The 19,545-nt window shown below is 42.8% G+C and carries 18 protein-coding genes and 1 pseudogene; 14 read left to right on the top strand and 5 right to left on the bottom strand.

Annotated elements, in window-relative coordinates; translation table 11 throughout:
* Positions 1-350: 350 nt before the first annotated feature.
* The 5 genes from ACFVVF_RS06090 (at position 351) to ACFVVF_RS06070 (ending at position 6,027) form a co-directional block, all read left to right on the top strand.
* Positions 351-1,709, top strand: a complete 1,359-nt coding sequence (locus ACFVVF_RS06090) for an SMI1/KNR4 family protein (protein WP_387806371.1) — start codon at positions 351-353, stop codon at positions 1,707-1,709.
* A 16-nt stretch (positions 1,710-1,725) separates the two neighbouring features.
* Positions 1,726-2,547, top strand: coding sequence for an ankyrin repeat domain-containing protein (locus tag ACFVVF_RS06085; protein WP_387806369.1), 822 nt, complete (start codon positions 1,726-1,728; stop codon positions 2,545-2,547).
* Positions 2,548-2,814: 267 nt separating this feature from the next.
* Positions 2,815-3,135: a hypothetical protein gene (locus ACFVVF_RS06080; RefSeq protein ID WP_387806367.1), complete on the top strand. Its 321-nt coding sequence runs from the start codon at positions 2,815-2,817 to the stop codon at positions 3,133-3,135.
* Between the two features lie 816 nt (positions 3,136-3,951).
* Positions 3,952-5,019, top strand: a complete 1,068-nt coding sequence (locus ACFVVF_RS06075) for a Gfo/Idh/MocA family protein (RefSeq protein ID WP_387806365.1) — start codon at positions 3,952-3,954, stop codon at positions 5,017-5,019.
* A gap of 18 nt (positions 5,020-5,037) precedes the next feature.
* Complete coding sequence (locus ACFVVF_RS06070) at positions 5,038-6,027, top strand: zinc-dependent alcohol dehydrogenase (protein ID WP_387806363.1); 990 nt, start codon at positions 5,038-5,040, stop codon at positions 6,025-6,027.
* Between the two features lie 19 nt (positions 6,028-6,046).
* Here the strand turns inward: ACFVVF_RS06070 and ACFVVF_RS06065 are convergent, their stop codons facing one another.
* Complete coding sequence (locus ACFVVF_RS06065; RefSeq protein WP_387806361.1) at positions 6,047-7,111, bottom strand: LacI family DNA-binding transcriptional regulator; 1,065 nt, start codon at positions 7,109-7,111, stop codon at positions 6,047-6,049.
* Between the two features lie 128 nt (positions 7,112-7,239).
* Between ACFVVF_RS06065 and ACFVVF_RS06060 the strand changes: the two genes are divergently transcribed.
* Positions 7,240-9,564 carry a glycoside hydrolase family 95 protein gene (locus tag ACFVVF_RS06060; protein WP_387806360.1) on the top strand — a complete coding sequence of 775 codons (2,325 nt, stop codon included), beginning with the start codon at positions 7,240-7,242 and terminating at the stop codon, positions 9,562-9,564.
* A 788-nt stretch (positions 9,565-10,352) separates the two neighbouring features.
* Here the strand turns inward: ACFVVF_RS06060 and ACFVVF_RS06055 are convergent.
* Positions 10,353-10,871 (bottom strand): DUF3231 family protein, encoded by a 519-nt coding sequence (locus ACFVVF_RS06055; RefSeq protein WP_387806358.1) that lies wholly within the window; start codon positions 10,869-10,871, stop codon positions 10,353-10,355.
* Between the two features lie 738 nt (positions 10,872-11,609).
* Between ACFVVF_RS06055 and ACFVVF_RS06050 the strand changes: the two genes are divergently transcribed.
* From ACFVVF_RS06050 to ACFVVF_RS06040, 3 genes are all read left to right on the top strand, one after another.
* Complete coding sequence (locus tag ACFVVF_RS06050) at positions 11,610-12,044, top strand: RrF2 family transcriptional regulator (RefSeq protein ID WP_387806357.1); 435 nt, start codon at positions 11,610-11,612, stop codon at positions 12,042-12,044.
* Positions 12,045-12,140: 96 nt separating this feature from the next.
* Complete coding sequence (locus tag ACFVVF_RS06045) at positions 12,141-12,434, top strand: DUF1330 domain-containing protein (protein WP_387806355.1); 294 nt, start codon at positions 12,141-12,143, stop codon at positions 12,432-12,434.
* Positions 12,435-12,724: 290 nt separating this feature from the next.
* Positions 12,725-13,522, top strand: a complete 798-nt coding sequence (locus tag ACFVVF_RS06040) for a DUF2935 domain-containing protein (protein WP_387806353.1) — start codon at positions 12,725-12,727, stop codon at positions 13,520-13,522.
* A gap of 81 nt (positions 13,523-13,603) precedes the next feature.
* Here ACFVVF_RS06040 and ACFVVF_RS06035 read toward each other — a convergent pair whose 3' ends face one another.
* Positions 13,604-14,122, bottom strand: coding sequence for a DUF3231 family protein (locus ACFVVF_RS06035; RefSeq protein ID WP_387806351.1), 519 nt, complete (start codon positions 14,120-14,122; stop codon positions 13,604-13,606).
* A 215-nt stretch (positions 14,123-14,337) separates the two neighbouring features.
* Complete coding sequence (locus tag ACFVVF_RS06030; protein WP_387806349.1) at positions 14,338-15,126, bottom strand: MBL fold metallo-hydrolase; 789 nt, start codon at positions 15,124-15,126, stop codon at positions 14,338-14,340.
* 123 nt (positions 15,127-15,249) lie between these two features.
* Between ACFVVF_RS06030 and ACFVVF_RS06025 the strand changes: the two genes are divergently transcribed.
* A complete protein-coding gene (locus ACFVVF_RS06025; RefSeq protein ID WP_387806347.1) occupies positions 15,250-16,104 on the top strand; it encodes a manganese catalase family protein in 855 nt (284 codons plus the stop codon).
* A 65-nt stretch (positions 16,105-16,169) separates the two neighbouring features.
* Here ACFVVF_RS06025 and ACFVVF_RS06020 read toward each other — a convergent pair whose 3' ends face one another.
* Entirely contained in the window at positions 16,170-16,508 is a 339-nt protein-coding gene (locus ACFVVF_RS06020; protein ID WP_387806345.1) for a hypothetical protein, read from the bottom strand.
* A gap of 160 nt (positions 16,509-16,668) precedes the next feature.
* Here ACFVVF_RS06020 and ACFVVF_RS06015 point away from each other — a divergent pair, with 160 nt between their 5' ends.
* The 4 genes and pseudogenes from ACFVVF_RS06015 (at position 16,669) to ACFVVF_RS06000 (ending at position 19,463) form a co-directional block, all read left to right on the top strand.
* Complete coding sequence (locus tag ACFVVF_RS06015; RefSeq protein WP_387806343.1) at positions 16,669-16,992, top strand: metal-sulfur cluster assembly factor; 324 nt, start codon at positions 16,669-16,671, stop codon at positions 16,990-16,992.
* Positions 16,989-17,267 carry a hypothetical protein gene (locus tag ACFVVF_RS06010; RefSeq protein ID WP_387806341.1) on the top strand — a complete coding sequence of 93 codons (279 nt, stop codon included), beginning with the start codon at positions 16,989-16,991 and terminating at the stop codon, positions 17,265-17,267. Before ACFVVF_RS06015 ends, ACFVVF_RS06010 begins: the two co-directional genes overlap by 4 nt.
* A 16-nt stretch (positions 17,268-17,283) precedes the next feature.
* Positions 17,284-18,157, top strand: a pseudogene (locus tag ACFVVF_RS06005) (alcohol dehydrogenase catalytic domain-containing protein).
* Positions 18,158-18,557: 400 nt separating this feature from the next.
* Positions 18,558-19,463, top strand: coding sequence for a metallophosphoesterase family protein (locus tag ACFVVF_RS06000; protein ID WP_387806339.1), 906 nt, complete (start codon positions 18,558-18,560; stop codon positions 19,461-19,463).
* The last annotated feature ends 82 nt before the right edge of the window (positions 19,464-19,545 follow it).

Here is a 19,545-nt window from a genome sequence, read left to right as displayed (position 1 = left end):
TGAAAAAAGGATTAATGAAAAAGTTATCCATGGATGTATAGCAGCTAAAGAAGCTCATCCAGTTTCTAATGGGAAGGAATACAGTTTCAGGATAGGACTCTCCACTCCTATCCAATCTATAGCGCTTATCATGAGCGCTGACCGAATGCTTTAAAAAGCATGCTTTTTGACATTGCGATAAAATGCTAGTTAACTTAATGTAGAATATCTCATTTCCAAGTCACAATTATTGAAATAAAATAGGGTTTGAAGAATATGGATGACTTGATGACGGTTCGCTGCGTTTGTACGTGGTGTGCCGTGGCGGGTAAACGCTTCAAGCTTGAAAATTGAAATAAGGAAGTGACGAAATGTCAAAAGAAAGATTGGACACGCTGCAAAGCTGGTATGCTGACGATCAGCACGACAAAATTGTTGAAGCGGTCGAGCAGCTGCCAGAATCGGAGCGGGATTACGAAATAGTGGGGCATTATGGCCGAGCACTTAACAACTTAGGGCGCTACATGGAAGCGTTGCAGCAGCTGCTGTCAGTAGAACATCAAGGAAGACAGGATGCAACATGGAATTGGCGCATCGGCTATTCTTATTTTTACCTGCACCAATGGGAAAAGGCGCTGTCCGCATTCGAGCAGTTTGATCGTTTGGAGCCTGGCGATGCAGATGTGGATCAGTACATAGAGGCATGCCGCGATTTTATGGAGAGACAAGCTGTGGCGGTCAAGGAGATCGCCCGTGTTCCTTTTCGCGAGCGCGACTTCAGTCAGTTCTGGGAAACCAGCGATTATGCAGACAAAAGTTATGTAGAGGCACCGCCTACTGCCGAGATGATTGTTTCTATTGAAGAGGAACTGGGATACAAGCTTCCGGCAGACTATATTTGGCTGATGCAGCAGCAGAATGGCGGCGTACCGGTCAATACTTGTTTTCCGACTGCTGTTTCGACCTCCTGGGCGGAGGACCATGTAGCCATTACGGGTATTATGGGAATCGGGCGCGAGAAAGATTATAGCCTGGGCGGCAGTTTGGGCAGCCGTTTTATGCAAGAAGAATGGGGCTATCCAGATATTGGGGTTGTCCTGTGTGATTGTCCGTCAGCAGGGCATGATGTCATTATGCTGGATTATCGTGTATGCGGCCGGGACGGCGAGCCTGCAGTTGTACATGTGGATCAAGAGGCTGGTTATTGGGTTACCTTCCTTGCGCCTAACTTTGCGACCTTTATAACTGGACTGGTCAATGAGGAAGTATTCGACACCTCGGAGCAGGACAAGCTCGATGATTTGGACAAGGTGGAGCATGCGCAATTCTCTTCTTTATTGCAATCTTTATGCGAGAAAGCCGGCGGAATAGATCGGATTGAAGCGGTCATTCGCAATATTTGTACCCGGATCGTAGAGGACAAAGGCTATTTCGCTTTTCATGCGGACGAGTTGTCGATGCTGATGTATGATATTCAGTTCTGGTTGTACACCGGGTCAAACCCGGAAGTGACGCGAGCGCACTATTTAGCGGAGTATGAAAAGATGATCGCTTTTGCGCAAGGCTTTAGCACTGGGGGCTACGCACCGGATTTTGTTTCTGGCTGGCTGGATGAACGAATTAAACAGGGAGCTATCGTAGACAGGGGAGGTGTGCTGAGCTTTACAGCGGTTGCAAGGGAGCAGCTAGTGGATAAGCTGACAGCGATCGAATCCGGCTTAGGTAATTAAGGGGGAACAACTACAGATGACAGAAACCACTAATAATGAAACCTTGCATCATGCTTGTTATAACCAAAATGTGGATCGGGTACGAGAGTATGTAATGAACGCGAAAGCGAATAGCCTAAATAAAAAACTAACGGATTATTCGAATCCGGTAAATGGAACCCCCTTGCAAATCGCGTGCAGAGTAGGGAATTTGGATATCGTGAAGCTGCTAATCGAAGCAGGGGCGGATAAAGAAATGAAGGATGTCGGCAGACAATCGCCCTTATCCATTGCCATTAGTAACAATCACTTTGAAGTAACTCGTTATTTAATTGAAGCAGGGGCCGATGTCCATTCGAAAGGGCCGAACAATCTGCAACCGATACATTTTGCATGTGAACGCGGAAGTAAAAAAATGATTGAATTACTATTATCGCAAGGAATTGATATCAACCAACTGGATAGTCTCAAAAGCTCGCTTCTTGATTTCACAACAAATCTGAATGGAGGAAATCTGGAAGCGGCAAAAACGCTTATCGAAAATGGAATCGATCAGAAATATACTTCTGCAGCGTTTAAATGGGCCTGCTGGAGAAATAATGTGGAAATCGCTGCATACTTACTCGAAAATGGAGCGGATTATGAGAGTCAAACAACCCCGAAGTCCGAATTGTTATTTTGGATTTGCGGGTTAGGTTACAAAGAAATAGTGAAGCTGTTGCTTGGAGCAGGTGTCAACTTTACTACCCCCGTTAAATTTAAGGGCAAAATGCGGTCATACAATGGCAGCCCGCTGGAAAGAGCTATTGAAACACAACAATATGAAATTGTAGAAATCATTCATTCTTTTAAAAGATAACAGGCTCTTTTTTTGCTGAATTCACGTCGAATCTCCTAGATACCGTAATAAAATCCATGATACAATTATCCTGGTTTCGCATCCAAGAGTGAGAGAGGTGACTAGATGAAACTGTACACCAAAGCTGCAACAGCTGATTATTTTAGCGTATTTGGTTGCGGAGATGTTTGGTGGAATCAGTCTACTTATACATAAAGCAGTTGAGGAGATTTACGAGAATCTAGAAATTAATTTGGAATTTATAACTTACTAAGAGGGTGTAATCGATTGTCAACAAATATATCTTATAAATTGCCCTGCGGCTCAAAAATGAACTACCCTGAAAAATTAGGGTATCTGACACGTAAAGGGAATCTAGTCGTTTTTCATAGTACGTCATCAAAGGATTATGAGTCCTACCTAATCGTACCTACAACCAAAGGTATTCATATAATGAAAAAGGGCTCAATGCTTGAAATCGCCTTACTATACGAAAACTTGCCTTTAGAGGAGTCTGAAGTCAAAGACTCTTCCGGTGTGTTTAACTATAAGCTCGGGACAACACTTGAGGAATTACAGGACTTGTTGGCTCAATCTTTTGCAAACTAGAATATTCAATCCGGCCAATGAGCCGGATTTTTTTGTATCTTGCGTAAAATCGTTGATCTTTATCGTTTTGGAATCTGAATAGATTGGAAAAAGGGTCTGTTGCAATGATTATCTGAATCTGCATTCCATCGTTCAACAGTTTCAATGTTGGAGAGATAGTATGTGTTCCCTCATGTGGAGTTGGGCAAGAGTCACATCATACGACTTCTCGGAGTAGTAGCAGCTGCTTGCAAGTTGCTACAGATCAGATGAAGAATGCTGAAGTTACTTTAAATTATTTATAGATACAGTTTCAGGATAGGACTCTCCACTCCTATCCAAATCTATAGCGCTCATCATGAGCGCTGACCACTCCTTTGGAGTGGTTTTTTTTGGATAAACAACACCTCTGATGTATTTTCGTTGAATGTGGTCATTTGACTGAAAGCACACGTTCCGATAAAAAGTAGCTGGCTGACAGGATTTTTTCATTTCAAATGCAGAAAATATTGGATTGACGGGAATCCTGCCTCCTGGATGAATAAGTAAATCATGTGCTGATTGGATATGTCCGTATACGTAGTTAACCCGAGAGAACTGAAGTTTGTAATTGGTTGGACAGGAACTTTATATGTTCGGCAAGTTAAGGTACATAGAGAAACATCGTCTCCTCTGGCTCAATAAATTAATCTTTTAACTTTAGTAATAGGGGGAAACTTTTTTACTTTACAAATGTAAAGTAGATTATTATAATAACAAGTAAGAAATGAAGTTTTGTCAATTGTTTTGTCAATTATTTCGTAAAGTAAATTAGATGAAATAATAGGAGGAATAAAATTGATCAAATTAGCAATGCTTGGATCAGGAATCATTACCGAATGTCATTACTTCGGACTGACAGACGCCGACGCCCAGATCGTCGCGATCGCTTCCACAGATAAGGAACAGGCAACGGAAGCTTGCACAAAGTACGGTGCAAGGTACTATTCGGATTATCACGAATTGCTGCAAGCGGAGAAAGGCCAAGTAGATGCGATTATCGTCGCTTTGCCGAACTTCATGCATTATGAGGCGTGTATAGCCGCGATTAACATGGGCTACAAGAACATTCTCTGCGAGAAGCCTATGTGTACGCGCGAGGAAGACGCAGACAAACTCGCTGCACTTGTCAAACAGGAAGGCGTCTTTTTTCAAACGGGATACATGAAACGGTTTAATCCTGGATTTCAGCGAGTGAAATCCGCGCTGGAAAACATAGGAACGCCGAGCTTTGCGACCTTCAGCATTTATTTCAGTTCGCCAGAGCCGGATCCGAATCCGCAGAAAGGTGAGCCAGGAAGCTGGTACGGGGTCGTCGAGAAAACAGGGGGGGCTGCATTAACACATAACGGAAGCCACCATATCGATCTCATGCGCTATATGTTCGGCGATGTAACAGCAGTTACAGCTAAAATGCGATACGATGTACACAGCGGCGGAGAATACTATATTAGTGCGAAGCTTGAAATGACTGACGGCGTTGAAGTAGACATGCGTATAGGAAGAGTGGACGTTCCGAATATGGGGCCTGATTTCTCCGTATTCCGCGATGGCTGGAATGAAACGGTGGAGGTTATTGGCTCGCGAGGCTATATTAAATGCGAAAATCCGACATGGCAAGGGTATGAGTCTCTCCAGGTTAAAGAGTGGCGGCAGCACGCACCTGGACCAGAAACTATCTATCTGGAGTGCAACGAGCAGTGGAAAAAAGAACTGCATGCATTCGTGGAAAGTGTAAAAACCGGTAAATATGATCCAGCTGCATCTACTGTTATAGATGGCTATCGTACGGATGCGATTATTGCAGCGATGCACCGAAGCGCCAAGCAAGGCGGTCAACGGACCATGCTTGATTACAAGCATTGAGTAAAGGAGAGATGGCCATTGATAGCAGCCATAGTTAAAGGTAACTGTTTAGTAGAAATCGCTGAGATTGCAGAACCATCGATTGCAAAACCTACTGAAATTAAAATTAGAGTCATTTCTGGCGCGATTTGTAACACCACTGACAATAAAATTTATGCAACAGATCATCCGGAAAAGAACTGGCCGTTTAAGTCGTTTCCGTTTGTGCTTGGTCACGAATGTAGCGGTGTTATAGTCGAAGCAGGCGAAGAGGTAAATGAACTAAAGGTTGGCGACCGAGTGGTCTATTGGACTGTGGAGGGCGGTGCGTTTGCCGAGTATTTGATTCTGGATACCGCCGATTCAACCGTGAGCAAGATTAACGATGCCGTTGAAGACGACACTGCCGCGATGATGGAGATGGTCATCGGCAGTGCTAGGCTGCTGTTCTCCGCTAATGGAGAACAGTACATTAATCAAGACAGCACAGTGTTAGTTATCGGACTAGGACCGGCTGGACTAATTTACACGCGCTTAGCTTTACTCATGAATGCGCGCCGAGTGGTATGTGCGGGACGTGGAGAACTTCGGATCAACACAGCAAAGTCGCTAGGGGCAGATGCTGTTATTGACGTGAACGCGGAAGGGTACCTCGATCACCTTCATGAGTCACTGGAAGGCGGGGCGGACATCATCATCGACGCCACGGGAGGCGATGTTGTTTCCCTAATGACAGCTATGGGTAAAAAAGGTGCTCGAGTCATTCCTTATGGCATAACACCGTTTGATTGGAATGATCGTTTGTCTGAGTTGACAAAGGCAGGACTTCTCAGCCCTGATTTCTCAGGTCATGAAACCGCGCGTCATGCGATTCGTTGGTGTGTTGAGAAAGCGGAAGCCGGACTGCTTGGACTCTCATCTATTATTTCTCATCGACTGCCTCTAGATCAGGTCGGGAGGGGCTTGGACCTCTGCCGATTGGAGAAGGACAAGACTCTAAAAGTGATCATCCAAATTTCGGAGTTTTGATACAAGTGTTAAAGCGTTTTTAATTCTGTTGCAGGTCTTTCACGGAGTCCCCTTGTACTAATTCACATATAACGGATACTGTGACCGGATGCCATTGCTCAGGATGGTTGATATGTTTAATCAACAAATCCACTGCTTGACGACTTAAGACATCGCGTTTTGTATCCATTGTTGTCAATGTTGGTCGCACGATAGAAGCATGTTCTGTTCCGTCAAAGCCTGCAAAAGAAATTTCATCAGGAACGGATATATTGCGTCGTTGGCATTCATTAATCAGCGAGACTGCTAATGCGTCATTTCCACATAACCATGCCGTTGGTCCGTTTTCTAGAGTTAGCATTTTGTCTACGAAGGCACTTATCTCATCACTGGTCAACGGACGGCTGTCGCCGGGGTGTATAGTGGGACTGTAGTTGATTTCCGTAACTATCGAATGTTCAGGTACAATTGGCAACCCAGCGGTGTGCATGGCAATCTGATAGCCCTGCCACCGCTGATAAAAGCTGCGGTAGCTGTACAGATATGAAATGTAGCCTATTTTACGATGTCCCATTGAGATCAAATGGTTTACAATTTGAAAAGCGCCTTGGACATTGTCGGACAATACAAAATCTGTCTCTATATTCATAACTTGATTTACAAGCATCACCAGTGGAAAGTTTAAATCCATAATTTTCTGCAAGTAAGCATCGTTTAGCAACCCCATTGACAAAACACCGCAAACTGGAAACTCATAAATAATATTTGGCAAAGCAAGGTCTTTTTGCATCTCTCTCGTAACTCCTGAAATAAGTACTTGATAACCCTGCTGATGCGCATAGTTCATCACTTCGGAAAATATCGGATAATAAAAACCGTCGTGAAACTGTATGAACTCATCAACCACAAATAGAATATACATTTCATTCTTTGCGGACGATTTGGCGGCCAAGTAGCCCATCCGCTCAGCGGTGGCCACGACGAGCTTGCGTACATCTTCGCTGACGCCGGCTTTCCCAGAGAGTGCTAGCGATACAGCATTTTTGGAGATGTTGAGTTCGTCTGCGATAGTCTGCATTGAGACGCTTTTACGATGTCTTGCCATGTAAACCCCGCCTATTTCTCATTTTTTTGTATTATACATTTGTCAAGTTATTTTGTCAAGTGATCGAATGGTTGATTTAAATCAAATATCGTCAAGAATGCTACTTCACATCTGAAAGGAAGGACATTATGAATGATATTCTTTGGTACAAAACTCCAGCAACTAATCTCCATGAAAGTCTACCTGTTGGCAATGGACGCATAGGAGCGATGGTTTTTGGAGGCGTTTACAACGAGATCATACAGATCGACGAATCCACATTCTGGTCAGGCAGCGCCTCGGAGAACGATGACCGTGAAGGCATGCAGGAATTGTCTGATCAGTTGCGCAAACTTCTTCTAGCCGGGGAATACGACGAGGCCGACAGACTGGGTCATCACTTCATTGGCAACAAAGGGAATTATGGAACAAGTCTGCCCATAGGACATCTCCACATCAATCTAGCTGGCTCTTTAACTCAAACGAATAGGATATTTAGCGATTATCGAAGGCAACTCAACTTCAGATCAGGTCTTGCGATTACTGAGTTCACCTTAGCTGGTACATTGCACACTAGAGAGACGTTCGTCTCCAATCCTGCTGGGATTTTTGTAACCCGTTATTATGCAAATGGAGCGGTCTTTGATCTTGAAATATGCCTTGAAGGAATAGAAAATAATGTGAAAATAACTGGATTTTCTGGAGATAACTACACCATTTCCGGGGACGCATTTGAAGAGCTTCACAGCGACGGTAAGACGGGTGTTCACTTGACTGGGAGCATACGTCTGAAATCGGACGGCCTTCTAAAGTTTAACGATAGAGCTTCGGTGACCGCAGCTACTTATGTTGAAATCTATTTGGATATGGCGACAACCATGTTTACAGCCACGCCTGAAACCGAGTGCAAAGCTAGACTAAACGCAGCCTATGCCATGGGGTATGAGACCCTTAAGACCCAACACATCGCTGACCATACATCGTTATACAGCCGTATGGAATTTCACTTGGAAGATGAGGATCTTTCTTATCTAACAACAGACAACCGACTAAAAAGATTGGTTGACGGAAGCAGGGACTTAGGTCTTATCTCTACTTTGTTTAATTATGGACGCTATTTGCTCATCGCAAGCTCCCGTGAAGATTCACCATTACCTACACATATGGGCGGAATCTGGAATGACAATATATACGCGCGTGCCGATTGCGCTCAGGACATGCACATCGATATGAACTTGCAAATGCAATATTGGCTGGCCAATCCGTGCAATTTGAGTGAATGCTCAACGCCGGTTTTTCGTTGGCTCCGTGACATCGTCGTGCCCAAGGGGCGGGTCACTGCGGACAAAACGTATGGCGCGAATGGTTTCGTGGCTCATGTCGTTTCTAATGCGTGGGGTTATACGGCGTTAGGCTGGTCATATAATTGGGGGGTGTGGGCGTTTGGAGGCCTTTGGACGGCAACGCTTTTGTGGGAACATTACCGATACACTCAGGATGAGAAATTTTTAAAGGAGGATGCATTTCCGATTCTATTCGAAGCAGCCCGGTTCGCGTCAGATTACTTGTTTTATGATGAAAAATCTGGTTATGCTATGTCAGGACCGGCATATTCTCCTGAAAATCATTTTATTTATGATGGCAAAGCATATTGTCTGTCAGTGTCCAACACCTGTGATATTCTCATGATAAGAGAAATTTTTAACATCGTCCTACAGGCGGCACCTTTGGTTGACGATCAAGAGAACCCGATAGATCATGACGTTCTGTTGAAAATACAAGATCAACTTATAAAACTTCCTCCCTATCGCGTAGGTAAGAATGGGCAGATACAGGAATGGTATTCTGATTTTGAAGAGGCAGATTCGGGGCACAGACATACGTCACATCTGCTTGGACTGTATCCGTTCCAGCAAATTATTCCTGAAAGGGACTTAGAGCTTGCACAGGCAATTCACGTTACACTTCAGCGCAGATATGCAGACTGTGAGCTTTCATCCTGGACGATGGCCTTTTTCATCAGCTACTATGCCCGTCTTCTGGATGGTGAGAATGCGTATGAAATGCTTCTTAATACTTTTAACCGAACTGTTGAGCCTAACCTTACGTCTACAATGGGCAAAGCGCTTGAAATGTGGGGTAATACCTGGGAACTCGATGGAAACACCGGCTTAACTTCCGCAATTTGCGAAATGCTTCTACAGACGATTCCCGCTGAGGACGGGGATACTGATACACTGCTGCTCCTGCCTGCGCTCCCGAGCGCTTGGGATAACGGTCATGTCCACGGAATATGTGCTGCTGGAGGTTTCGAAGTGAGTATGGAGTGGCAAGACGGGCAGCTTACTAAAGTTAAGCTGCGTGCGAATTCTGCCAGACATATTAGAGTACGATATGGTGAAAATTGTTGTTTGTTGACAACAGAAGCCGGCGGTTACTACATCGGGGGGCCTACACTGGTTTTTGGAAATTGAATATATATATATATATATAAATGGAATAAATAGTTTTAAATCTATAGCACTCAATATGATCGCCGATCACTCCTATGGAGTGGTTTTTTTTGGATAAAATAACACCTCTGATGTAAATTTCACTAATCCAGGTTAAACAACCTGCCGTTCGGCCCGCACTCCAATTTGATGGATAATTCGAATAAGCAGGAAAATATAGGAGAAGCTATAAGACAGATAACTTATGATGAACAAACAGTTTCATTATTGCGGTTGAAAATGGAATCTGACGGAAATTAGGGCTGTATCTAGATGTTTACGACTATGATATGAACTTACTGCGTTCTGTTGACGTGTCAGCGATTCCATCCAATTCTACTGATTCTCCTGAGATTTTCGGGTTTATTTTATCAATCGTTTAGCAAAAACAATAACTTATATCTACTAAATTACGCAGACGGCACATTAAGAAAAACGACGTTTAATGCGGATGACGAAAGGTATTACCTGATTAACATTGCGAGAAATACAAATGACAATCTCTTAATTACAATGAAATATAGTCACCCCGACACAGGAGAGGAACTTGAGCCCAAGTTATACTATGTTAATTTGTCGGATTTGGAATTTTCAAAAGAAGATCAATTGAGGAATCTAGGGGCCAGCGTGCAGGTTGCAAAACGGTAATCCGGAAGCCGTAAGCTGGAGTTATTGAAGATGAGGCGTGGTCGGGACGCCACTTTGATTGGGTGGAATTGCTCTTGCAGGGTCCCGCCAACGCCGCTTAACAACATACGATCTGCTCTAACCTATACTTTGGCTGTCTCCGGCCGTTTTACTTGAAGCGGGGGGAAGATGAGCCATCCTTTTTCTTTAAGCATTTCCAGTATTTTAACGCCTTGAGCTGCCTTGGCGAGATGATATTTAGCAAACAGTGCACCGATATCTATTCTGATCGATTGACCCATAGCTTGGCTGCATGCAACGATGCCCATAGATGTGTCTGTGGCAATTTTGATAGCGATCTCAGGATCAGTAAATCTTGCACCAGCAGGAATATCTTCGAGCTTAACAGTTGGTCTTTCTGGCATAGTAGGAGCTGGAGTGATTCCATTGTTAATCAGCAAAGCATCAAGCTCTTTACTTTCTGTCTGGGCTTGATCGATAAGGTCCTCCAAAATTTTTTTCAAATCTTTATCGCCGGAGTGGTTCAAATATGCTTGGTAGCACGAGATTGCGCCTTTAGCTGCTGATGAGGCCATAAATACATTAGAAATTTCGCCGTAATGCATAGGCTCATCTTTTGGATTACCGCTTAAAATGCCCATTAATTTCAGCTCCTCTTAATTTAAGTGTGAACATCAGAGTTATAGTGCCCAGGAAAAAGAAATTAAATTAAATTAAATGTAAGGTGAATTTTCTTATCCAAGTCGGCATGAGCCATAATGAATAGGGCACAATTTAATGAACGTTCTGGAACCTTGTTAGTTACAGGACATTCATTATCAGTGCCAATTGATGCGGAAATTATTAGACGGAAAGGCGCTGTTTAATGTCTACAGCGAAGCTGATTCGCTATATTAAGAAGCCAAATTCGCTATATTTTTAAAAACATCAGCATGTAGTTCAATTAGCGAAGTAATCTTCGCTTTTCATGAACCTTGGTTCGCCAATTGCGAAATTCGCTTCGCTCCGCTACCGTAACGATCCGCATTGCCTCCTGTGACGAAGTTCTTTTCGCTAATTTGCGAAGCTGCTTCGTTGCAGACTAATCGGAGGGCAGCCATTTTCTGTAGGTTGTCACAAGGTTAAAAATATACAAGTTCAACTTGAAGATCCTTCAATTGTTGAAGTCCACGACGAAATGTATAAGAAAGGCTAGATGTTAGCGAGAGTCATGACAGCGGGAGATAGGTTATTCTTTGACTAAGTTCCATGATTGTCTGCTCTTATATGAATATTAGTAATAGATTTTATGAAAATTATAAATTGGACGCACAGGCTGGTAAAGCTTAAAATGTTCCTAATCATCCTAACTAACCGTAGAGGATTTGGAGAACATAACAATGAATTCGAACAATCGGGCTAGCCAAATCGGACTAACGCGTTTCTGTATTGCTTTACATGCTCTCTTTTGGCTTGGGCAAAGAAAATGTGTTGTACCAAGTGCCTCCATTGCCTATGAAGTTAATTTGCATGCCACTGTTTTACGTAAAGTAATGAAAAGGCTGGTGCAAGCCGGAATCGTTGAAGCAAAAGAGGGGCGAGACGGGGGATACCTGTTGAAAGTGCAGCCCAATAAATTAGCTCTTGCCGACGTGTATGTTGCGATGAAACTAGATGCTGCAGAGATGGAAAGTACAATAAACGGCGGGGAATCAAGCAAGAAAGCCGAAGTCATATTGGTGGAACTCATGCAGGAGATCGAAGGTAACACGATTGCGTTCTTATCGGACTATACGCTTGCGGATCTAATGAATCGGTGTGACGAGCTTATCTGAAGAGAGTAATAATTTGATACTGCACTTTTGACTGCGTGGATATACAGAAAATTCTGGTTGAGTGTTATGAATAAAATAAAAAGGAGCTGTCGATACATGTCAGCATACATCGTTTTTGTAAGAGATAAAATAAATGACCCTGAAGAATTAGATATTTATGCTAAACTCGCACCCCCTAGTCTAGCTGGACATCCAGTGAAGCCTCTAGCAGCGTACGGTACACATGAAGTAATTGAAGGTCCGCCAATTGAAGGAGCTGCTATACTGGAGTTTCCGAGCTTCGAGGAGGCCAGAGCTTTTTATTACAGCCCTTCTTATCAAGAAGCAGTGAAACATCGACTAAAAGGAGCGGCATACCGGAGCTTTATCATCGAAGGAGTTTCCAAATAAGTCAGTTATTTCGGCAAATAAGCAATAAGTACAAGTAAGGATACAGTTTGTGGATAGGACTCTCCATTCCTATCCACAAACTGTATTGCTCATCATGAGCGCTGACCACTCATCTGGTTTTTTGTGGAATAAAGTACTTAGCAAATCGGCATCAGACTTCCCGATGTAGGCTCCGGTACTTCGTTTTTTATCCTTAGGCACTCTTGGGCCTAGATATGATTTGTAAGTACTAACTAAATGAATTTTGTCATACCTTTCCTTAGCGACAATCCTAAAGGAGGGATCTGAGTTTGAGTCAAGCTGCATTATTTGAGAATCGATTTTGGCTGCAGATTTTAGGGGATCATGCCAGGTTTATTTATAACACCCTTTCGCCATCTGAAAAGCAAGATATTCAAATCGCAGCTTATTATATTCCAGCTTTCGATCAGCTATTAGAACAGGCTCGAAGTGTAAGCTCAGAAGCGGAGATCAGCAATCTAAATAAACAAGCTTACGAGCTGACTGTTGAATTTAGAAAGTTTAAGCTGGATTTACTTAGCAGAGCCATTCTCGGGAAAGTTAAGATCGGACTAACACCAACATTTATCAATCATATGGTGAATGAGCTGGAAGAGTATCTGCGTATTTTGACCGAACTGGTTGCTGGGAGACCCGTTCCTGTTTTTGATGCTTTGCATCATGATTTTCTTTGGTTGCCCGATGCTGCCGGCCATGCCGCAGCGATTGCAAGTGATCTGGATATGGTAGAGAAATCATTGCTGAATCGAAGTAACCATTTCGAGAAGCATTTTCAAGACTTGTATTTAAAAAGCATTGAGATGGCTGGTTATATGAGAACCAATCTTAAGGATTTTCCTGCATTCCGTCGATTGCACAAGGAAGTTAATATTGAGATGAAGCTGTTCATGGGATTCTTGAATGAACTTGAAGAGATGGAATTAACGGCTGAAGTATTAGATCGGATAAGTCCGTTAATGCCGGACCATATGTATAGAGAAGAATGTTATTTTTTAGGTAAATTGGCCGAATTGGACTTAGTTCCGAATCCAAACTGTCAGGCGGATAAACCAAGAATTCAAGATTAGATATGGTCAGAAGCATAGCAGTAAAAAAAGCAGTGGCCTATGGGTCACTGCTTTTTTGCGGATTTTTAAGTGTAAACGATTTTACACATTAACACTTTCCGGACGCTTAATTTGTAATGGAGGTGGTATGAGCCATCCTTTTTCTTTGATCAATTGAAGAATTTTCAAACCCAATGCGGCATTGGTCAAGTGATATTTGGCATATAATGCGCCAACATCCTCTCTAATTGATTGTCCCATTACCTGACTGCAAGCAACTAGACCTAAAGAAGTATCCGAAGCGATTTTTGCAGCTATTTCCGGGTCAGTGAATCGGGCGCCAACGGGAATGTCTTCGAGTTTTACTGGTGGTCTATCAGGCAGTATAGGAGCTGGAGAAATGCCATTGTCGGTCAGCAAGGCATCACACTCTTTTATTTCTAGCCTAGCTTGATCAATTAATGCCTCCAAAATTTTCTTCAAATCTTTGTCTCCTGTATGATTTAAATAAGCTTGGTAACAGGAGACTGAACCTCTTGCTAATGTCGAAGTCGTCCATATACTGAAAATTTCACCGTAGTGCAATGGTTCGTTTTTAGGATTGCCGCTAAGAATACCCAATTTAGTCTAACTCCTTCTCATATTTTATTTTTATAGTATCTCTTTTTTTCATCTATTAAGGTGTCCTTTATTGTAGGGGAATATTCAGCTAATTGAATATCATTATGTCAACGAACTTTGATAATGTTGCATATGTAGCACTTATAATTCTTCCCTTTTATTTGTTTTATGTTATCGCAATAAATACATTTCATCTCTAAATTACCTCCGTATTATTATCTAGGTATGGCCATACGATCAAACTCTTCTGCTAATCGCTGTAAGCCTGCTTGCAAATCGCCTCCGAACATAGGATGTCCATGTCCAGTTATTGCTGTTAGGGGGTTCAACTCCGCTAATTTTCTAACAGAAGCCCACGATTGTTGCCAATTGAATGTAAAATAGGCCGGAGGCCCATGAATTTCTTTCTCTTGTGTCAGAACTGCCAATGCAGATTCTTGTTTTACTGTTATAAATGCGTCACCCGCTATAATTATTCCGTCACGCTTACGAAACAAGGAAACATGCCCTTCGGTATGTCCGGGTGTATGCAGCCATTGCCATTCGGGAAGTCCAGGAATAACACCGTTATCCGGTAATGGTTGCAGCCAGAGTCGGACATCTATACCCTTATGCGGATATAATGGCGATAAAGCAGCCATTAGCCCGCCTCCGACGGAAGGATTTCCAGGCGGATAATCTGCTGTACCATTCAAAAAAGGTACCTCTAGAGGGTGTGCGTAAACGGGCACATCCCAGTGTTTAAGTAAATCAACTAATGAACCTACATGATCAAAATGTCCGTGTGTTAATAATATAGCCTTGGGTTTGCTTGAACTGAACCGTTTGGCTGCGAAGCTTCTGATATTGTCACCAAAGGTAGAAATTCCGGTATCGACTAATACCCAATCCTCGGAACCAGGAGCTCCGATAAAAATCACATTGGATATAGCTGCTCTAAGGTAATCAACATCTTCAGGCATACTATTCATTAATTTTTTTGTCTCCTTTCCTTTCTTGCTCATTAAAATACGATATTAATTTTCCCTTTAAAGTCGAGAATATCCAACTTAACTATTTTGAAATTTGAATAGTGATATCGTATCGAGGTCATTTTAAGACAAAGAAAGATGAAGGAGGAATCAGAGATGTACTATTATAAAGAAGAATTGATCAACAAAATCGTGGTTGACCAACCTGATCCAGCAGCTGCAAAAGTATTGCAGGAAACACTGGGTGGACAATTCGGTGAAATGAGGACAATGATGCAATACTTTTTTCAAAGCTCCAATTTCAGAGGGAAAGAGAAGCAATTCCGCGATTTGTTACGAGGAGTTTTCCTAGAGGAGATTGCCCATGTTGAGCTTGTTCAGAATACGATTAATCAGCTGCTTAATGGAGCTGGAGAATCCATACCGGGTAACGCTGGAGTGGATTCGGCACCTATAGATGAGGCGATTAAGCATGCGAATCCGCATCATTTCATTATGGGGGCGAAAAGTTCCCTTCCAATAGATGCAGGCGGGAATCCATGGAATGGATCATGGGTTTACAGCCACGGGAACCTCATTAGTGATATGTTGAACAATGTCGTTCTTGAATCAACAGGTGTATTGCAGAAAACAAGAATTTATGAGATGAGCTCCAACAAGTCATTTCGTGAAACGCTTGGTTTCTTAATTGTCCGCGATAATGCACATCAAAATGCATTTGCCAAAGCTCTAGAAATATTGGGAGTGGACTGGGGTAAATTATTCCCTGTTCCTAATTACGATATCAACAAATATCCGGAATGCCGTAAATATGTAGATATGGGCTTCCATAATGTTCAGTTTGATTTTAGACTCGATCAATCCCGGATTTCCGAAATTTTTAATGGCAAAACCCCTAGCAGGAATGGCGGGGAGCTAAAGGTGACTCCACCGCCTGTCGGTTATGAAGTTCCTCAGCTTCCGGATATGCCAAACGAGCATAGCCCAGGCTTAGTTGACATGTTTAGGTAGTAAACATTTAAGAAGGACGCCAAAATTTTGGCGTCCTTTTTTCAATCGATGACTTCAATTAATACTTATTGAAAACCTCTTGTGTATTGGGTGGAGTAATTTGTTTGAGGCTGGTTGAATGTTGAAGTTAAATTGCTTTGAACGGATTGTTCAAGCTGTCTACACAGCTGGGAAATTTGCTGCATTTGCTGCATGGCTACCTGATGGCCGTGAAGAGCTGTTTGGATAGTCTGGGATGCTTTTTGTTCTCTTTGCGCCAGTTCTTCCAACGTTCTTGCATTTTGTTGTTCTTGTTGAAGTAATTGCTGATACATTTGCGATGCTTGTTGAGTTTGGTTCATCATTTGCTGGATAATGTTTTCACATTGATTAATTTGGGAAGACAAATTTTGATTCTGGTACATTTCATATTCCTCCAATTTATGTTGTTTGTGGCACTGGCTATTCTTTTCTTAGCTTCTCTTTATTATTCACAAGTTGAATATTATTGGCGATTCAGGTAAGCATACAATAGTAGAATAAAACCGTATTATTCAGATTAAAAAAGAAGGAGGCGAGCTGATAATGAACAGTGAGAATGCGATATGGGGAGCCTTAGAAGAAGTAATTGATCCTGAGGTTGGAGCCAATATTGTCGATTTAGGACTTATTTATGACATAAAAGTCGACAAAGAAGGTAAGGCGAACATTCAAATGACTCTTACTATCCCTGAGTGTCCACTCGCTGATGTGATTGTCAAAGAAGTGAAGGAGAAAGCATCGGCAGTAGAGGGTGTTAATAATGTGGATGTTCATTTAGTTTGGGAACCGAGGTGGTCGCCTGCAAAGATGAATGATCGGGCTCGTGAAGAAATTAGAGCACGTCAATCTTTGGAGGGGATTTTATGAGCGAAAAATTTTTGAATGAAGAAAGAAAAAGCTATACGGATTTATCAACAGTTGAATCACAACGAAATGATCTAACATTTGAAGAATTTCCTGAAGGACCATATGGATCACCAATCAATAGCGAGCGGCTTGGGAAAAGCTCTCCCTGGCGTATTGATCAGCGATCGGCATCAACCCGTTTTGATTATGAGAACCATCAGCTTCATGAAAATTTACAACGTGAATATCCTGGACAAGATGTATTTGAAGAAACGGAGACTGTTCCGGATGAATGAATAAGGGGGTTATAACATGAAAGCCGTCACGTATCAAGGGCCACAGAATGTTGTTGTTAGTGAAGTGAAGGACGCTGTGCTCCAAAAAAAGGACGATATTCGATATTCTCGTTAAAATTACAAGCACTGCAATATGCGGGTCAGATCTGCATCTTTATCAAGGGAATTTTCTGTTACCAGAGGGTTATGTCATTGGTCATGAGCCAATGGGTATTGTAGAATCCGCATTATGATTCAGGCGGCTACTTTGGGTATTCGGAGAAGTATGGTAATTACCCTGGCGGTCAAGCTGAGTATTTGCGGGTTCCGTTTGGTAACTTTACCCCTTTTGTTATCCCGCCATCCTGCGAACTTGAAGATGAATCCTTACTTTTGCCGTCGATTATTTGAAGTACAGGCTGGAGCATGCCAAAAAAATGAATCATGTTGAAGTTTTTGATTTTACCGAATATGACGATATGGGTGAGCATATGAAAGAAATTACGCATGGAGGAGCAGATGTAGTTATTGATTGCGTGGGCATGGACGGTAAAAAATCCCCGCTTGAATATATAGAGCAAAAATTGAAGTTACAGGGAGGCACTTTAGGTCCGATTCAAATCTCGACGAAAGCAGTGCGCAAGTTTGGAACCGTACAAATAACAGGCGTATATGGAGGCAATTATAATGTCTTCCCGTTAGGTGCTTTTTTTGCACGTAATATTATGCTAAAAATGGGGCAGGCACCCGTTGTTCATTTCATACCGGAACTTTACGAAAAAATTATCTCCGGAAAATTCGATCCGAAGTCAATCATTGCGCATCGCATGACATTAGATCAGGCCGGGGAGGCTTACCGCTTATTTAACAATCGAGCAGATGATTGTATTAAGGTGATATTAAAGCCTTAATGCAGCCGTACCGATCTCTTTGGGATGGATAGAGCATGGTGAAACTTTAGGAAGGGTACTAATTAAGCGGGTTCTGTAAAATAGCAATGACCTCCCATCTTTTTGAAGGGGGGTCATTGCTATTTTTGAGAGCGTCTTAGAAATTATTATTTTCTGTATACTTAACTACTGCAATGGGGGGAGGAGCCAGTTAAACCTAATGCAGTATCTTTTTGTTTGCAGTAAGCGTTGCGTCTTATTATACTTTATTTCTGAGCCGCTATTGCATCACCCACTGCAGATTATCTAACGGTTTTTTTTCCTGCCATCTGTACGGTTTGAACATGCAAGCGCTTTCGAATGGAATGGTGTGTCCATTATAGCGATAGCTGGCGGATTATTTAATAAGGAGGCATACAGCTTGAATAATGAACTGAAATTTCGTCCGGACGGGACCTTTAAAATTGTACAGCTGACCGATTTGCATATTGGAGATGAACACGCGAAGGAGCGGGCTGATGATGATAGAACGGTACAGCTTATCGAACAAATTTTGACCGCGGAACAGCCGGATCTTGTCGTGCTGACAGGCGATCTGAACTGGAGCCATGATATAACGGACCCGCTGATTTCGTGCCGTAAGGCGCTTGAGCCGGTTGTCCGTTCGGGAATCCCTTGGGCTGGCGTATTCGGCAATCATGATGCTGAAGCAGGTGTAACTAGAGAGGAACTCCTGGCTGTCCAGCAAGAATATGCCGGCTGCTTGACGGTGGCTGGACCTGCCGGGATCCATGGAGTGGGCAATTATACGCTGCCTGTGAAGCATTCAGAAGGAGGCGGCGACAGTTTGATGTTGTACTTTTTCGACTCTGGCTCGTATGCGCCTGAGCGGATTGGCGGATACGAATGGATTCATCATGATCAGATTCATTGGTATATGGAAAAGTCCCATCAGTATAAAGAGCTTAATGGAGATCCTCTGCCTGCACTTGCATTTTTTCATATCCCGTTGCCTGAGTACGAATTGGCATGGACGGGAGAGCAGGTTACCGGAGTAAAGGGAGAAGACGTTGAATGTCCGAAAATCAATTCTGGATTATTCAGTGCGATGGTTGAGATGGGTGATGTGATGGGAACCTTTGTTGGTCATGATCATGATAATGACTACTGCGGAACATGGCAGGGCATACGTATGTGCTTTGGCAGATCGACCGGGTATAACGCTTATGGCAATCTCCAAAGAGGGGCGAGAGTCATTAACCTTCAAGAAGGCAAGCATTCATTTGACACCTGGATCAGACAAGATGATGGAGAGATAATTCGATAAATGTTGTTTTGGTTCAAACATGGACATCAAATGGAAAAAGGGGTAGAGTGTCTCGCTGAGAGCCGTCGTCCATTTTTATGAA

This window comes from Paenibacillus sp. NPDC058174 (assembly GCF_042883865.1).
In the GTDB taxonomy this organism is placed as follows: Bacteria; Bacillota; Bacilli; order Paenibacillales; family Paenibacillaceae; genus Pristimantibacillus.
The sequence above is the reverse complement of the archived record's forward strand: the minus strand, read 5'-3'. Positions and strand labels throughout refer to the sequence as shown.

Excerpts from the sequence above, each read along its gene's own strand:
- ACFVVF_RS06090 (WP_387806371.1), top strand. The coding sequence starts at position 351 with ATGTCAAAAGAAAGATTGGACACGCTGCAAAGCTGGTATGCTGACGAT.
- ACFVVF_RS06085 (WP_387806369.1), top strand. The coding sequence starts at position 1,726 with ATGACAGAAACCACTAATAATGAAACCTTGCATCATGCTTGTTATAAC.
- ACFVVF_RS06065 (WP_387806361.1), bottom strand. The coding sequence starts at position 7,111 with ATGGCAAGACATCGTAAAAGCGTCTCAATGCAGACTATCGCAGACGAA.
- ACFVVF_RS06060 (WP_387806360.1), top strand. The coding sequence starts at position 7,240 with ATGAATGATATTCTTTGGTACAAAACTCCAGCAACTAATCTCCATGAA.
- ACFVVF_RS06055 (WP_387806358.1), bottom strand. The coding sequence starts at position 10,871 with ATGGGCATTTTAAGCGGTAATCCAAAAGATGAGCCTATGCATTACGGC.
- ACFVVF_RS06050 (WP_387806357.1), top strand. The coding sequence starts at position 11,610 with ATGAATTCGAACAATCGGGCTAGCCAAATCGGACTAACGCGTTTCTGT.
- ACFVVF_RS06045 (WP_387806355.1), top strand. The coding sequence starts at position 12,141 with ATGTCAGCATACATCGTTTTTGTAAGAGATAAAATAAATGACCCTGAA.
- ACFVVF_RS06030 (WP_387806349.1), bottom strand. The coding sequence starts at position 15,126 with ATGAGCAAGAAAGGAAAGGAGACAAAAAAATTAATGAATAGTATGCCT.
- ACFVVF_RS06025 (WP_387806347.1), top strand. The coding sequence starts at position 15,250 with ATGTACTATTATAAAGAAGAATTGATCAACAAAATCGTGGTTGACCAA.
- ACFVVF_RS06020 (WP_387806345.1), bottom strand. The coding sequence starts at position 16,508 with ATGTACCAGAATCAAAATTTGTCTTCCCAAATTAATCAATGTGAAAAC.
- ACFVVF_RS06015 (WP_387806343.1), top strand. The coding sequence starts at position 16,669 with ATGAACAGTGAGAATGCGATATGGGGAGCCTTAGAAGAAGTAATTGAT.
- ACFVVF_RS06010 (WP_387806341.1), top strand. The coding sequence starts at position 16,989 with ATGAGCGAAAAATTTTTGAATGAAGAAAGAAAAAGCTATACGGATTTA.